The organism is Pseudomonas sp. B21128, assembly GCF_044218865.1.
In the GTDB taxonomy this organism is placed as follows: Bacteria; Pseudomonadota; Gammaproteobacteria; order Pseudomonadales; family Pseudomonadaceae; genus Aquipseudomonas; species Aquipseudomonas iridis.
In genome coordinates this window covers 1,944,869-1,959,721 of the sequence record NZ_CP162590.1, presented here as the reverse complement: position 1 = coordinate 1,959,721, position 14,853 = coordinate 1,944,869, and the positions used below count along the sequence as shown (strand labels likewise).

Genomic DNA, 14,853 nt, shown 5'->3' with positions numbered 1-14,853 from the left:
GCAAAATTAGTGAAGCTAAAATTAGAAGCGGTAGTGCGAGAAAGCTTTGTTGGCTTCTGCCATACGGTGCACGTCTTCACGCTTCTTAACAGCAGCACCTTTACCTTCAGCAGCATCCAGCAGCTCGCCAGCCAAACGCAGAGCCATAGACTTCTCGCCACGCTTGCGCGCGAAGTCTACCAACCAGCGCATTGCCAGAGCGTTACGACGGGAAGGACGAACCTCGACCGGAACCTGGTAAGTAGCACCACCAACGCGGCGCGACTTCACTTCGACCAGCGGAGCGATGGCGTCGAGTGCTTTTTCGAAGAGTTCCAGGGGATCGGTGCCAGCCTTACGGGTTGCAACGGTTTCCAGGGCACCATAAACGATACGCTCGGCAACGGCTTTCTTGCCGCTTTCCATAACGTGGTTCATGAATTTGGCGAGGATCTGGCTTCCGTATTTCGGATCGTCCAGAATCTCACGCTTTGCTGCTACGCGACGTCTTGGCATGATAAGCCCTCAAGCGGTCTTCAGGTTAGCTCGGGACAGATCCAAAGGATGCGTGCCCGACCTTACTCTTATCGACTCAATAAAATAAAAATCTGCAAAACGACCGATTACTTCGGACGCTTGGTACCGTACTTCGAACGACCCTGGTTACGACCTTTAACGCCGGAAGTATCCAAAGAACCGCGAACGGTGTGGTAACGAACACCTGGCAAGTCTTTTACACGGCCGCCACGAATCAGTACGACGCTGTGCTCTTGCAGGTTGTGGCCTTCACCGCCGATGTACGAGGAAACCTCGAAACCGTTGGTCAGACGCACACGGCATACTTTACGCAGTGCCGAGTTAGGTTTTTTCGGCGTGGTGGTATACACACGGGTGCATACGCCACGACGTTGCGGGCAGTTCTGCAGCGCAGGCACGTCGGATTTCTCGACGATACGCTTACGCGGCTGACGTACCAGCTGGTTGATAGTTGCCATCTACTAGCTCCACTGTTGTCTTGCGACGCTATTGTCTTGCAAGAAAAGCAAAATGGCAGGAACGAATTCCCGCCAAATTTAGGGGTACAAGAGTCTAAAGAGGATCTTGTCCCCAGTCAAGGCAAGGCCCCGACCTCCCCACTCATCGAACCTCGACAAATTGTCTCGATTCGATGAACGGTGCGATCAGGGCCTTACGCTCATATGTCGCAGAACTCAGTTACCGCTCGAGTTCAGCGCTTCGGTCAGTGCAGCTTCCACTTCACTGGCGCTTACGCGCAACGGCTTGTCTGCTTCACGACGACGCTTGCGCTCGCTGTGATATGCCAGACCGGTACCGGCCGGGATCAGACGACCCACGACTACGTTTTCTTTCAGGCCGCGCAGGTAATCGCGCTTGCCGGTAACGGCCGCTTCGGTCAGTACGCGGGTGGTTTCCTGGAAGGAAGCCGCCGAGATGAACGATTCGGTCGACAACGACGCCTTGGTGATACCCAGCAGAACGCGAGTGAACTTGGAGACAAATTTGTCTTCCGCGCCCAGACGCTCGTTCTCTACCAGTACGTGAGTCAATTCCATCTGGTCGCCCTTGATGAAAGTCGAATCGCCGGATTCAGCGATCTCAACCTTACGCAGCATCTGACGCAGAATGGTCTCGATGTGCTTGTCGTTGATCTTCACGCCTTGCAGACGGTAAACGTCCTGGATCTCGTTAACAATGTACTTGGCCAGCGCGCTCACACCCAGCAGACGCAGGATGTCATGCGGATCGCTAGGACCGTCGGAGATAACTTCGCCGCGGTTTACCTGTTCGCCTTCGAACACGTTCAGGTGACGCCACTTCGGAATCAGCTCTTCGTACGGATCAGTACCATCGTTCGGGGTAATAACCAGACGACGCTTGCCTTTGGTCTCTTTACCGAACGCGATGGTGCCGCTGACTTCAGCGAGGATCGACGCTTCTTTCGGACGACGAGCTTCGAACAAGTCGGCAACACGCGGCAGACCACCGGTGATATCTCGAGTTTTCGAAGTTTCTTGCGGGATACGAGCGATAACATCACCGATCGCAATCTTCGCACCATCCGCAACACCGACCAGGGCGTTGGCTGGCAGGAAGTACTGAGCGATAACGTCAGTGCCTGGCAGCAACAGATCCTTGCCGTTGTCGTCGACCATCTTCACTGCTGGGCGAATTTCTTTGCCGGCAGCTGGACGATCTTTCGCGTCGAGTACTTCAATGTTGGTCATACCGGTCAATTCGTCAGTCTGACGCTTGATCGTGATGCCTTCTTCCATGCCCACGTAGGTCACGGTACCTTTCATTTCGGTAACGATTGGGTGAGTGTGCGGATCCCACTTGGCCACGATTGCGCCAGCGTCGACCTTGTCACCCTCTTTAACCGAAATCACAGCACCGTATGGCAGCTTGTAACGCTCACGCTCACGACCGAAGTCATCAGCGATTGCCAGCTCACCAGAACGGGACACAGCAACCAAGTGACCATCCACTCGCTCAACGTGCTTCAGGTTGTGCAGACGGACGGTACCGCCATTCTTCACCTGAACGCTGTCGGCTGCGGAAGTACGGCTTGCCGCACCACCGATGTGGAACGTACGCATCGTCAGCTGGGTACCCGGCTCACCGATGGACTGGGCAGCGATAACGCCGACCGCTTCACCGATGTTCACCTGGTGACCACGAGCCAGATCACGGCCGTAGCACTTGGCACAAATGCCATAGCGGGTTTCGCAGCTGATCGGCGAACGCACGATCACTTCGTCGATGCTGTTCAGCTCGATGAACTCGACCCACTTCTCATCTACCAGAGTGCCGGCAGGAACGATAACGTCCTCGGTACCTGGCTTGAATACGTCACGGGCAATAACACGACCCAATACGCGCTCACCCAACGGCTCTACAACGTCACCGCCTTCAATGTGCGGAGTCATCAACAGACCGTGTTCGGTGCCGCAATCGATCTCGGTTACAACCAGATCCTGCGCCACGTCTACCAGACGACGAGTCAGGTAACCGGAGTTCGCAGTTTTCAACGCGGTATCCGCCAGACCTTTACGAGCACCGTGAGTAGAGATGAAGTACTGAAGTACGCTCAAACCTTCACGGAAGTTCGCAGTAATCGGCGTTTCAATGATGGAACCGTCCGGCTTGGCCATCAGACCACGCATACCGGCCAGCTGACGAATCTGTGCTGCGGAACCCCGCGCACCCGAGTCAGCCATCATGTACATCGAGTTGAAAGATTCCTGGTCGACTTCGACGCCATGTCGGTCGATGACTTTCTCTTTCGAGAGGTTGGCCATCATCGCCTTCGAGACTTCGTCGTTCGCTTTCGACCAAAGGTCGATCACTTTGTTGTACTTCTCGCCCTGGGTTACCAGGCCGGAGGCGTACTGGCTCTCGATCTCTTTCACTTCGTCGGTGGCAGCACCGATGATGCGGGCTTTTTCATCCGGGATAACGAAGTCGTTAACACCGATGGAAACGCCGGAGATGGTCGAGTAAGCGAAACCGGTGTACATCAACTGGTCAGCGAAGATCACGGTCTCTTTCAAACCAACCACGCGGTAGCACTGGTTGATCAGCTTGGAGATCGCCTTTTTCTTCATCGGCAAGTTGACGACGTCGTAAGACAACCCTTTCGGCACAACCTGGAACAGCAGCGCACGGCCGACAGTAGTGTCGACGATACGGGTACCGCTCACACTGTTGCCGTCACGGTCGTTGACGGTTTCGTTGATACGTACTTTAACCTTGGCGTGCAGTGCGGCTTCGCCAGCACGGAACACACGGTCAACTTCCTGCAGATCCGCAAACACACGACCTTCGCCCTTGGCGTTGATCGCTTCGCGAGTCATGTAGTACAGACCCAATACAACGTCCTGCGACGGAACGATGATTGGCTCACCGTTGGCTGGCGACAGAATGTTGTTGGTCGACATCATCAACGCACGCGCTTCCAACTGAGCTTCCAGTGTCAGCGGTACGTGCACGGCCATTTGGTCGCCGTCGAAGTCGGCGTTGTACGCGGCGCAGACCAGAGGGTGCAGCTGAATAGCCTTACCTTCGATCAGTACCGGTTCAAACGCCTGGATACCCAGACGGTGAAGGGTCGGTGCACGGTTGAGGAGAACCGGGTGTTCACGGATCACTTCAGCGAGAACGTCCCAAACCTCTGGCAGTTCGCGCTCGACCATCTTCTTGGCCGCTTTGATGGTGGTCGCGAGACCCCGCATTTCAAGCTTGCCGAAAATGAACGGTTTGAACAGCTCGAGAGCCATCTTCTTCGGCAGACCGCACTGGTGCAGACGCAGGGTCGGGCCTACGGTAATTACCGAACGACCGGAGTAGTCAACACGCTTACCGAGCAAGTTCTGACGGAAACGGCCTTGCTTACCCTTGATCATGTCAGCCAGGGATTTCAGAGGACGCTTGTTCGAACCGGTGATAGCGCGGCCACGACGACCGTTGTCGAGCAGTGCATCGACAGCTTCCTGCAACATACGCTTTTCGTTACGCACGATGATGTCCGGTGCGGACAGATCGAGCAGACGCTTCAAGCGGTTGTTACGGTTGATCACTCGACGATACAGATCGTTGAGGTCGGAAGTCGCGAAACGACCACCATCCAGCGGAACCAGTGGACGCAGATCTGGCGGCAGAACCGGAAGAACGGTCAGCACCATCCATTCTGGAAGGTTGCCGGAACCCTGGAAGGCTTCCATCAACTTCAGACGCTTGGACAGCTTCTTGATCTTGGTTTCGGAGTTGGTTTGCGGAATTTCTTCACGCAGACGGCCAATCTCGTGCTCCAGGTCGATAGCGTGCAGCAGTTCGCGGACAGCCTCGGCACCCATGCGGGCATCGAAATCGTCACCGAACTCTTCCAGCGCTTCGAAATACTGCTCGTCGTTCAGCAGCTGGCCTTTTTCAAGGGTGGTCATGCCCGGATCGATAACGACATAGCTCTCGAAGTAGAGAACACGTTCGATATCACGCAGGGTCATGTCCATCAGCAAACCGATACGCGACGGCAGCGATTTCAGGAACCAGATGTGGGCAACCGGCGAAGCCAGTTCGATGTGCGCCATGCGCTCACGACGAACCTTGGCCAGTGCAACTTCAACGCCGCACTTCTCGCAGATCACACCACGGTGCTTCAAGCGCTTGTACTTACCGCACAGGCACTCGTAATCCTTTACCGGGCCAAAGATCTTGGCGCAGAACAGACCGTCACGCTCAGGTTTGAACGTACGGTAGTTGATGGTTTCCGGCTTTTTAACTTCGCCGAACGACCATGAGCGGATCATCTCAGGCGAGGCCAATCCAATACGGATGGCGTCGAACTCTTCGACTTGACCCTGGTTTTTCAGCAAATTCAGTAGGTCTTTCAAGGCCTTTCCTCCTGGCGGAGCAGAGAGCGGGCAATCCTGCCCCGCTCTCGATTCGCGTCACGTGTTATTCGGTTTCCAGATCGATATCGATGCCGAGGGAACGAATTTCCTTGATCAACACGTTGAAGGACTCGGGCATGCCCGGCTCCATACGGTGATCGCCATCCACGATGTTTTTGTACATCTTGGTACGGCCGTTCACATCGTCCGACTTCACTGTGAGCATTTCTTGCAGAGTGTAAGCGGCACCGTAAGCTTCCAGTGCCCAGACCTCCATCTCCCCGAAACGCTGACCACCGAACTGTGCCTTACCACCCAGCGGCTGCTGGGTAACCAGGCTGTACGAACCGGTAGAACGAGCGTGCATCTTGTCGTCTACCAAGTGGTTCAGCTTCAGCATGTACATGTAGCCAACGGTAACTGGACGCTCGAACTTGTTGCCGGTACGGCCGTCAGTCAGCTGCATCTGGCCGCTTTCCGGCAGGTCTGCCAGTTTCAGCATGGCCTTGATTTCGCTTTCCTTGGCGCCGTCGAACACTGGGGTGGCCATTGGAACACCGCCACGCAGGTTCTTCGCCAGATCCAGGATTTCCTGATCGGAGAAGCTGTCCAGATCTTCGTTACGACCGCCGATCTGGTTGTAGATCTCGTCCAGGAAAGTACGCAGTTCTGCGACTTTACGCTGCTCTTCGATCATACGGTTGATCTTCTCGCCCAGACCTTTGGCCGCGAGGCCCAGGTGGGTTTCGAGGATCTGACCAACGTTCATACGCGAAGGTACGCCCAGTGGGTTGAGGACGACGTCGACCGGGGTGCCATTGGCATCGTGCGGCATGTCTTCAACCGGCATGATCACGGAGACCACACCTTTGTTACCGTGACGACCGGCCATCTTGTCGCCCGGCTGGATGCGACGACGGATTGCCAGGTAAACCTTGACGATTTTCAGCACACCTGGAGCCAGGTCATCGCCCTGCTGCAGTTTGCGCTTCTTATCTTCGAACTTGTCGTCCAGCAGACGGCGACGATCAACGATGTAGGCCTGAGCCTTCTCGAGCTGCTCGTTCAGAGCATCTTCAGCCATGCGCAGCTTGAACCACTGGCCATGCTCAAGACCGTCGAGCACTTCGTCGGTGATGTCCTGACCTTTCTTCAGACCTGCGCCGCCTTCAGCCTTGTGGCCTACCAGAGCGGAACGCAGACGTTCGAAAGTCGCGCCTTCAACGATACGGAACTCTTCGTTCAGATCCTTGCGGATCTCGTCCAGCTGAGTCTTCTCGATCGACAGAGCACGAGCATCACGCTCAACGCCGTCACGGGTGAAGACTTGAACATCGATGACAGTACCTTTAGTACCGGTAGGTACACGCAGGGAGGTGTCTTTAACGTCGCTGGCTTTTTCACCGAAGATTGCACGCAGCAGTTTTTCTTCCGGAGTCAGTTGGGTCTCGCCTTTCGGAGTGACCTTACCTACCAGAATGTCGCCTGCGCCAACTTCAGCACCTACGTAAACGATACCGGCTTCGTCCAGTTTGTTCAGTGCAGCTTCACCCACGTTAGGGATGTCCGCAGTGATTTCTTCTGGCCCAAGCTTGGTGTCACGCGCCACACAGGTCAGTTCCTGAATGTGGATCGTGGTGAAGCGATCTTCTTGAACAACTCGTTCCGACAGGCAGATGGAGTCTTCGAAGTTGTAACCGTTCCAGGCCATGAACGCGATGCGCATGTTCTGACCCAGTGCCAGCTCACCCATATCGGTGGACGGACCATCAGCCATGATGTCGCTACGCTGAACCCGATCACCTTTACGCACCAGCGGACGCTGGTTGATGCAGGTGTTCTGGTTGGAGCGGGTGTACTTGGTCAGGTTGTAGATGTCGACACCAGCTTCGCCGGTTTCAACTTCGTCATCAGCAACACGAACCACGATACGGCTGGCATCAACGGAGTCGATCACGCCGCCACGACGAGCCACGACGCAAACGCCGGAGTCACGAGCTACGTTACGCTCCATGCCGGTACCGACCAGCGGCTTGTCAGCGCGCAGAGTTGGTACAGCCTGACGCTGCATGTTCGAACCCATCAACGCACGGTTGGCGTCATCGTGCTCGAGGAACGGGATCAGCGACGCTGCAACCGAAACTACCTGCTTCGGCGAAACGTCCATCAAGGTGACTTCTTCAGGCGCCTTGACGGTGAATTCGTTCAAGTGACGAACAGCTACCAGCTCGTCGATCAGCATTTTCTTGTCGTTCATCGCGGCCGAAGCCTGAGCGATCACGTGATCAGCTTCTTCGATGGCGGACAGGAACACGATCTCGTCGGTAACCAATGCGTCTTTCACCACGCGGTACGGGCTTTCCAGGAAGCCGTACTGGTTGGTGCGCGCATAGGCGGCCAAGGAGTTGATCAGACCAATGTTCGGACCTTCCGGCGTTTCGATCGGGCAAACACGACCGTAGTGCGTCGGGTGTACGTCACGAACCTCAAAGCCTGCGCGCTCACGAGTCAGACCGCCAGGGCCGAGTGCAGATACACGACGCTTGTGGGTGATCTCGGACAGCGGGTTGTTCTGGTCCATGAACTGAGACAGCTGGCTGGAACCGAAGAACTCTTTCACCGCCGCAGCCACTGGCTTGGCGTTGATCAGGTCTTGCGGCATCAGGCCTTCGCTTTCAGCCATCGACAGACGCTCTTTGACCGCACGCTCAACACGTACCAGGCCAACGCGGAACTGGTTCTCGGCCATTTCGCCTACGCAGCGAACACGACGGTTACCCAGGTGGTCGATGTCATCGACGATGCCTTTACCGTTACGGATGTCGACCAGAGTCTTCAGTACCGCGACGATGTCTTCCTTGCACAACACGCCCGAACCTTCGATTTCGGTACGACCGATACGACGGTTGAACTTCATCCGGCCGACCGCAGACAGGTCATAACGCTCAGGGCTGAAGAACAGGTTGTTGAACAGGGTTTCGGCTGCGTCTTTGGTTGGCGGCTCGCCTGGACGCATCATGCGATAGATCTCGACCAGCGCTTCCAATTGGTTGCTGGTGGAGTCGATCTTCAGCGTGTCAGAAACGAACGGACCGCAGTCGATGTCGTTGGTGTACAGGGTCTCGATGCGAACAACCTGAGCCTTGGCGATTTTGCCGAGGATCTCAACGTTCAGCTCGGTGTTGCACTCAGCCAGGATTTCGCCGGTGGCCGGATGCACGATGACCTTGGCGGTGGTGCGACCGAGGACGTAGTCCAGAGGCACTTCCAGCGTCTTGATACCGGCTTTTTCGATCTGGTTGATGTGGCGCGCAGTAATACGACGGCCCGCTTCAACGATGACCTTGCCTTTTTCATCCTGGATATCCAGAACGGCAATTTCACCACGCAGACGCGATGCAATCAGTTCCAGGCTGAGGGTTTCGCCGCTCAGGTGGAATACGTTGGTGGTGTAGAACGCGTCCAGTACTTCTTCGGTGGTATAACCGAGCGCGCGCAGCAGTACCGATGCCGGCAGCTTGCGACGACGGTCGATACGCACGAATACGCAGTCTTTCGGATCGAACTCGAAGTCCAACCACGAACCGCGGTAAGGAATGATACGCGCGGAGTACAGCAGTTTGCCGGAGCTATGCGTCTTGCCGCGGTCGTGATCGAAGAACACGCCCGGGGAACGGTGCAGCTGGGAAACGATTACACGCTCGGTACCGTTGATTACGAAGGTACCGTTCTCAGTCATCAGGGGGATTTCACCCATGTAGACTTCTTGCTCTTTGATGTCCTTGATCGCTTTGTTCGACGATTCTTTGTCGAAAATGATCAGGCGCACTTTTACCCGCAAAGGTACGGCGAAAGTTACACCGCGCAATACGCATTCTTTGACATCAAATGCCGGCTCGCCCAGGCGATAACCGACGTACTCCAGCGCAGCATTGCCGGAGTAGCTGATGATCGGGAAAACGGATTTGAAGGCCGCATGCAGGCCCACGTCGCGGAACTGATCTTTAGTCGCTCCCGCTTGCAAGAATTCACGATACGAATCCAGCTGGATGGCCAGGAGGTAAGGCACATCCATGACGTCCGGCAACTTGCTAAAGTCCTTGCGGATACGTTTTTTCTCAGTATATGAGTAAGCCATCAGCGTTCCCCAGCTTGGTCACCTGCTTGTTTGGCCCCTCCCGACGGGAGCAGCCAGAAAATCGTGCAAACCCCATGGTTTGCTCCACCACATCGGGTGGTTACAGCACGTTATCAGCACCGACCCAGTCGGCTGCCAATAACGGAAAAAGGCCGGTGGCAAGAGCCACCAGCCATCAGCCTGTCGCTTGACGCTCGGGCTGGAGGAGCAAAGTCGATGCTTACTTCAGCTCGACTTTAGCGCCTGCTTCTTCCAGCTTCTTCTTGGCGTCTTCAGCAGCTTCTTTCGAAACGCCTTCCAGAACAACCTGAGGAGCGCCGTCTACTTTCTCTTTGGCTTCTTTCAGGCCAAGACCGGTCAGCTCGCGAACTGCTTTAATGGCGTTTACTTTCTTCTCGCCAGCTTCCAGCAGAACAACGTTGAACTCGGTTTGCTCTTCAACAACAGCGGCAGCAGCAGCTGGACCAGCAGAAGCAGCGGCAGCGGATACGCCGAACTTCTCTTCCATTGCCTTGATCAGCTCAACGATTTCCAGAACCGATTTTTCGCCGATTGCGTCGATGATTTGTTCGTTAGTCAGAGACATGACTTATTTCCTGAATTGGGGGACAGCCTGCAGGCCATCGAAATAAACAAAAATACGCGAGAGTTGAAACGCTGAGCCTTAAGCTGCAGCTGCTTCTTTCTGGTCGCGAAGTGCCGCCAGAGTACGAGCCAATTTGCTGGTAGCGCCTTGAATCACGCTCATCAGCTGAGAAATTGCTTCGTCACGGGTCGGCAGGCTTGCCAGCACGTCGATCTGATTAGCTGCGAGGAACTTGCCCTCGAACGCAGCTGCCTTGATCTCGAACTTATCCTGACCTTTGGCAAATTCCTTGAACAAACGGGCAGCAGCGCCAGGATGTTCGTTGGAGAATGCAATCAAGGTCGGGCCGGTGAACACGTCGTTGAGAACACTGTATTCAGTGTCAGCAACAGCGCGCTTGAGCAAGGTGTTACGTACAACACGTACGTAAACGCCAGCTTCACGAGCCTCTTTACGGAGTCCGGTCATTGCGCCTACTGTTACGCCACGTGCATCAACCACGACAGCGGACAGAGCGACTTTGGCAGCCTCGTTGACTTCAGCGACGATGGCCTTCTTGTCTTCGAGATTAATTGCCACGGGTTTAACTCCTGCTTGTTACCGTTTCATTCGATCGAAACCGAATGTCGTTTTGGTGTCTGATTCGGTAAGGAACCGGGAGCACCATCTGCGTAGGCTTATGGTTTAAGACTTGCGTCGCCTACGGTCTTGGATAGCCCCCGCCAGGCAGGGACCCCAATCTTTCAACTGGCGCGAATAACCGCGCCAATTTTTGTCTTACGCGTCCAGCGAGCTCTGATCAATGATCAGACCTGGGCCCATGGTGGTGCTCAGGGTAACGCGCTTGACGTAGATACCTTTCGAAGAAGCTGGCTTGATACGCTTCAGATCAGCGATCAGGGCTTCAACGTTTTCCTTCAGCTTGACGGCGTCGAAGCCCATCTTGCCAACGGAAGTGTGAATGATGCCGTTTTTGTCAGTGCGATAACGAACCTGACCAGCTTTTGCGTTCTTAACCGCAGTAGCTACGTCTGGAGTTACAGTACCAACCTTAGGGTTAGGCATCAGACCACGTGGACCAAGGATCTGACCCAACTGACCTACAACGCGCATGGCATCCGGGGATGCGATCACTACGTCATAGTTCAGGTCGCCGCCTTTCATTTCGGCAGCCAGGTCGTCCATACCTACACGGTCAGCGCCGGCAGCCAGAGCGGCCTCAGCAGCAGGACCCTGGGTGAACACAGCAACGCGAACGGTCTTGCCAGTGCCGTGTGGCAGCACAGTAGCGCTACGAACAACCTGGTCAGATTTACGCGGGTCTACACCCAGGTTTACAGCAACGTCGAACGACTCGCTGAACTTGACAGTCGACAGCTCAGCCAGCAGAGCAGCGGCGTCTACAATGTTGTAGGCCTTGCCTGCTTCGATTTTGCCGGCGATAGCCTTTTGACGCTTGGTCAGCTTAGCCATTACACACCCTCCACGTTAAGGCCCATGCTACGAGCAGAACCGGCGATAGTACGCACGGCTGCATCCATATCAGCTGCAGTCAGATCCGCGTTTTTGGTTTTCGCGATTTCTTCCAGCTGAGCACGGGTAACAGTGCCAACCTTAACGGTGTTAGGACGAGCGGAACCGCTGGTCAGACCGGCCGCCTTCTTCAGCAATACCGAAGCAGGGGTGGATTTTGTTTCGAAAGTGAAGCTACGGTCGCTGTAGACAGTGATGATCACTGGAGTCGGCAGACCTGGTTCAATACCCTGAGTACGGGCGTTGAAAGCCTTGCAGAACTCCATGATGTTCACGCCGTGCTGACCCAGAGCAGGACCAACAGGTGGGCTTGGGTTAGCCTGAGCGGCCTTCACTTGCAGCTTGATGTAAGCGGTAATTTTCTTGGCCATGAGGCACTCCAATTACGGGTTCAAACGCCTCGAAAGGCTCCCCGGTTACTTGCGCGTATATCCCAGTGACGACAAAACCCCACAGCCTAAGGCTGCGGGGTTGGGATGCTTGCTCAGCTAGACCTTTTCGACCTGACTGAACTCCAACTCTACCGGGGTAGAGCGACCGAAAATGAGCACCGCCACCTGGATCCGGCTCTTTTCGTAGTTAACTTCTTCAACGACACCATTGAAATCAGCAAATGGCCCATCGTTGACTCGTACTGTTTCACCTGGCTCGAAGAGAGTCTTCGGCTTAGGCTTGTCGCTACCATCAGCAACGCGACGCAGAATTGCTTCCGCTTCTTTATCAGTAATCGGCGCAGGTTTATCAGCAGTACCGCCGATAAAACCCATCACCCGAGGAGTATCCTTGACCAAGTGCCAAGTACCCTCGTTCATGTCCATCTGTACCAGCACATAGCCTGGAAAGAATTTACGTTCGCTTTTGCGCTTCTGGCCATTACGCATTTCAACCACTTCTTCAGTGGGAACCAGAATTTCGCCGAAGCCATCTTCCATGCCAGCCAGCTTTACTCGCTCAACGAGCGAGCGCATGACATGCTTCTCGTAGCCCGAGTAAGCATGCACAACGTACCAACGCTTAGCCACGGGACACCCTTAGCCGACAATCAAGGAAACAAGCCAACCGAGCAGGGAATCAAGCCCCCACAACAGCAACGCCATAACCAGAACAACAGCCACCACAATTAGGGTGGTCTGCGTGGTTTCTTGGCGAGTTGGCCACACGACTTTACGAATCTCGGTACGAGCTTCCTTAACCAGTACAAAGAAAGACTTGCCCTTCGCAGTCTGCAGGCCTACAAAGGCAGCTACAGCAGCAATGACAAGCAAAGCCAGTACACGGTACAGGATCGGCGAAGCAGCGTAATACTGATTGCCAACGACGCCTACAACTACCAAAGCGACTACTACAAGCCACTTGAGCAGATCGAAGCGAGAGCTTTGTGCTTCAGCCTTAGGAGTCATCTATGAAGATCCTGTGAAAAGAAAGCCAGACACACCGAGTGAATCTGGCAGGTCAGGAGGGAATCGAACCCCCAACCTACGGTTTTGGAGACCGTCGCTCTGCCAATTGAGCTACTGACCTAAAACAAAATCAGGCCGACCATTATGCCGGCCCGAAAAATACATTACAACCGCTTATTCGATGATTTTAGCTACGACACCAGCACCGACGGTACGACCGCCCTCACGGATGGCGAAACGCAAACCGTCTTCCATTGCGATGGTCTTGATCAGGGTGACAACCATTTTGATGTTGTCGCCCGGCATTACCATCTCAACGCCTTCCGGCAGTTCGCAGTTACCGGTCACGTCAGTGGTCCGGAAGTAGAACTGTGGACGGTAGCCTTTGAAGAACGGAGTGTGACGACCGCCTTCTTCTTTGCTCAGAACGTAAACTTCTGCTTCAAACTTGGTGTGCGGCTTAACCGAACCCGGCTTAACCAGAACCTGGCCACGCTCTACGTCGTCCCGCTTGGTGCCACGCAGCAACACGCCGCAGTTTTCACCAGCACGACCTTCGTCGAGCAGCTTACGGAACATTTCAACACCGGTGCAGGTGGTGACAGTAGTGTCACGCAGACCAACGATTTCCAGCGGATCCTGAACTCGAACGATACCGCGCTCGATACGGCCAGTTACAACAGTACCCCGACCCGAGATCGAGAATACATCTTCGATCGGCATCAGGAACGGCTTGTCTACTACGCGAACCGGATCCGGAATGTAGGTATCTAGAGTCTCAACCAGCTTACGAACGGCAGTGGTGCCCATTTCGTTGTCGTCTTTACCTTCCAGAGCCATACGAGCCGAACCGATGATGATCGGAGTGTCGTCGCCTGGGAAGTCATAAGTGGACAGCAGGTCGCGAACTTCCATCTCAACCAGCTCCAGCAGCTCAGCGTCGTCTACCAGGTCAGCCTTGTTCAGGAAGACCACGATGTACGGAACGCCAACCTGGCGGGACAGCAGGATGTGCTCACGGGTTTGTGGCATCGGACCATCAGCGGCCGAGCAAACCAGGATTGCGCCGTCCATCTGGGCAGCACCGGTGATCATGTTCTTCACATAGTCAGCGTGACCTGGGCAGTCAACGTGAGCGTAGTGACGGATCAGCGAGTTGTACTCAACGTGCGCGGTGTTAATGGTGATACCGCGAGCTTTTTCTTCCGGGGCGCTGTCGATCTTGTCGAAGTCAACGATTGCGGAACCGAAAACTTCGGAGCAAACGCGAGTCAGAGCAGCAGTCAGAGTGGTTTTACCGTGGTCAACGTGACCGATGGTCCCAACGTTGACGTGCGGTAGGGAACGATCAAACTTTTCCTTAGCCATCGATATCACCCCTATCAGAAAAATTAAGCAAACAACAAAAGCCATTAAAACAAAGGCAGATATTTTCATATCTGCCTTGTTATATGGAGCTCTTGAGCGGATTTGAACCGCTGACCTCACCCTTACCAAGGGTGTGCTCTACCAACTGAGCTACAAGAGCGTAACACTTTGCACAACCTGCAAACTTGGAGCGGGTAGCGGGAATCGAACCCGCATCATCAGCTTGGAAGGCTGAGGTTCTACCACTAAACTATACCCGCAGAGCTTGCAGCTCACGCTCAAATCTGGTGGAGGGAGAAGGATTCGAACCTTCGAAGTCGTAGACGTCAGATTTACAGTCTGATCCCTTTGGCCGCTCGGGAACCCCTCCTAATCAGGCCGGCATTCTATACTATGCCAAACCCTTGTCAAGCAATTTCTCATTTAAAAACCTGAGGT

11 protein-coding genes and 4 tRNA genes are annotated in these 14,853 nt (G+C 54.8%); all 15 read right to left on the bottom strand.

Annotated elements, in window-relative coordinates; all coding sequences use genetic code 11:
* Positions 1–21: 21 nt before the first annotated feature.
* Complete coding sequence (rpsG, locus tag AB4P91_RS08660) at positions 22–495, bottom strand: 30S ribosomal protein S7 (protein ID WP_007916467.1); 474 nt, start codon at positions 493–495, stop codon at positions 22–24.
* 107 nt (positions 496–602) lie between these two features.
* Positions 603–974 carry a 30S ribosomal protein S12 gene (rpsL, locus tag AB4P91_RS08655; RefSeq protein ID WP_003186084.1) on the bottom strand — a complete coding sequence of 124 codons (372 nt, stop codon included), beginning with the start codon at positions 972–974 and terminating at the stop codon, positions 603–605.
* Between the two features lie 216 nt (positions 975–1,190).
* A complete protein-coding gene (gene rpoC, locus AB4P91_RS08650; RefSeq protein ID WP_042561345.1) occupies positions 1,191–5,390 on the bottom strand; it encodes a DNA-directed RNA polymerase subunit beta' in 4,200 nt (1,399 codons plus the stop codon).
* A gap of 64 nt (positions 5,391–5,454) precedes the next feature.
* Entirely contained in the window at positions 5,455–9,528 is a 4,074-nt protein-coding gene (gene rpoB / locus AB4P91_RS08645; RefSeq protein ID WP_042561346.1) for a DNA-directed RNA polymerase subunit beta, read from the bottom strand.
* Between the two features lie 220 nt (positions 9,529–9,748).
* Positions 9,749–10,114, bottom strand: a complete 366-nt coding sequence (gene rplL, locus AB4P91_RS08640; RefSeq protein ID WP_042561347.1) for a 50S ribosomal protein L7/L12 — start codon at positions 10,112–10,114, stop codon at positions 9,749–9,751.
* Between the two features lie 78 nt (positions 10,115–10,192).
* The gene (rplJ, locus tag AB4P91_RS08635) at positions 10,193–10,693 is read right to left on the bottom strand and encodes a 50S ribosomal protein L10 (protein ID WP_007916479.1); all 501 of its coding nucleotides are present in this window, start codon (positions 10,691–10,693) and stop codon (positions 10,193–10,195) included.
* A 198-nt stretch (positions 10,694–10,891) separates the two neighbouring features.
* Positions 10,892–11,587: a 50S ribosomal protein L1 gene (gene rplA, locus AB4P91_RS08630; RefSeq protein ID WP_042561348.1), complete on the bottom strand. Its 696-nt coding sequence runs from the start codon at positions 11,585–11,587 to the stop codon at positions 10,892–10,894.
* A complete protein-coding gene (rplK, locus tag AB4P91_RS08625; RefSeq protein ID WP_003210097.1) occupies positions 11,587–12,018 on the bottom strand; it encodes a 50S ribosomal protein L11 in 432 nt (143 codons plus the stop codon). The genes rplA and rplK overlap by 1 nt, the downstream gene beginning before the upstream one ends.
* A 117-nt stretch (positions 12,019–12,135) precedes the next feature.
* Complete coding sequence (gene nusG, locus AB4P91_RS08620) at positions 12,136–12,669, bottom strand: transcription termination/antitermination protein NusG (protein WP_007916492.1); 534 nt, start codon at positions 12,667–12,669, stop codon at positions 12,136–12,138.
* 9 nt (positions 12,670–12,678) lie between these two features.
* Entirely contained in the window at positions 12,679–13,047 is a 369-nt protein-coding gene (secE, locus tag AB4P91_RS08615; protein WP_042561350.1) for a preprotein translocase subunit SecE, read from the bottom strand.
* Between the two features lie 45 nt (positions 13,048–13,092).
* Positions 13,093–13,168, bottom strand: a tRNA-Trp gene (locus tag AB4P91_RS08610).
* 53 nt (positions 13,169–13,221) lie between these two features.
* Positions 13,222–14,415, bottom strand: coding sequence for an elongation factor Tu (gene tuf, locus AB4P91_RS08605; RefSeq protein ID WP_042561351.1), 1,194 nt, complete (start codon positions 14,413–14,415; stop codon positions 13,222–13,224).
* Positions 14,416–14,499: 84 nt separating this feature from the next.
* Positions 14,500–14,575 (bottom strand) — tRNA-Thr (locus AB4P91_RS08600).
* Between the two features lie 26 nt (positions 14,576–14,601).
* Positions 14,602–14,675 (bottom strand) — tRNA-Gly (locus tag AB4P91_RS08595).
* Between the two features lie 25 nt (positions 14,676–14,700).
* Positions 14,701–14,785 (bottom strand) — tRNA-Tyr (locus AB4P91_RS08590).
* Positions 14,786–14,853 lie beyond the last annotated feature (68 nt).

Excerpts from the sequence above, each read along its gene's own strand:
- rpsG (WP_007916467.1), bottom strand. The coding sequence starts at position 495 with ATGCCAAGACGTCGCGTAGCAGCAAAGCGTGAGATTCTGGACGATCCG.
- rpsL (WP_003186084.1), bottom strand. The coding sequence starts at position 974 with ATGGCAACTATCAACCAGCTGGTACGTCAGCCGCGTAAGCGTATCGTC.
- rpoB (WP_042561346.1), bottom strand. The coding sequence starts at position 9,528 with ATGGCTTACTCATATACTGAGAAAAAACGTATCCGCAAGGACTTTAGC.
- rplL (WP_042561347.1), bottom strand. The coding sequence starts at position 10,114 with ATGTCTCTGACTAACGAACAAATCATCGACGCAATCGGCGAAAAATCG.
- rplA (WP_042561348.1), bottom strand. The coding sequence starts at position 11,587 with ATGGCTAAGCTGACCAAGCGTCAAAAGGCTATCGCCGGCAAAATCGAA.
- rplK (WP_003210097.1), bottom strand. The coding sequence starts at position 12,018 with ATGGCCAAGAAAATTACCGCTTACATCAAGCTGCAAGTGAAGGCCGCT.
- secE (WP_042561350.1), bottom strand. The coding sequence starts at position 13,047 with ATGACTCCTAAGGCTGAAGCACAAAGCTCTCGCTTCGATCTGCTCAAG.
- tuf (WP_042561351.1), bottom strand. The coding sequence starts at position 14,415 with ATGGCTAAGGAAAAGTTTGATCGTTCCCTACCGCACGTCAACGTTGGG.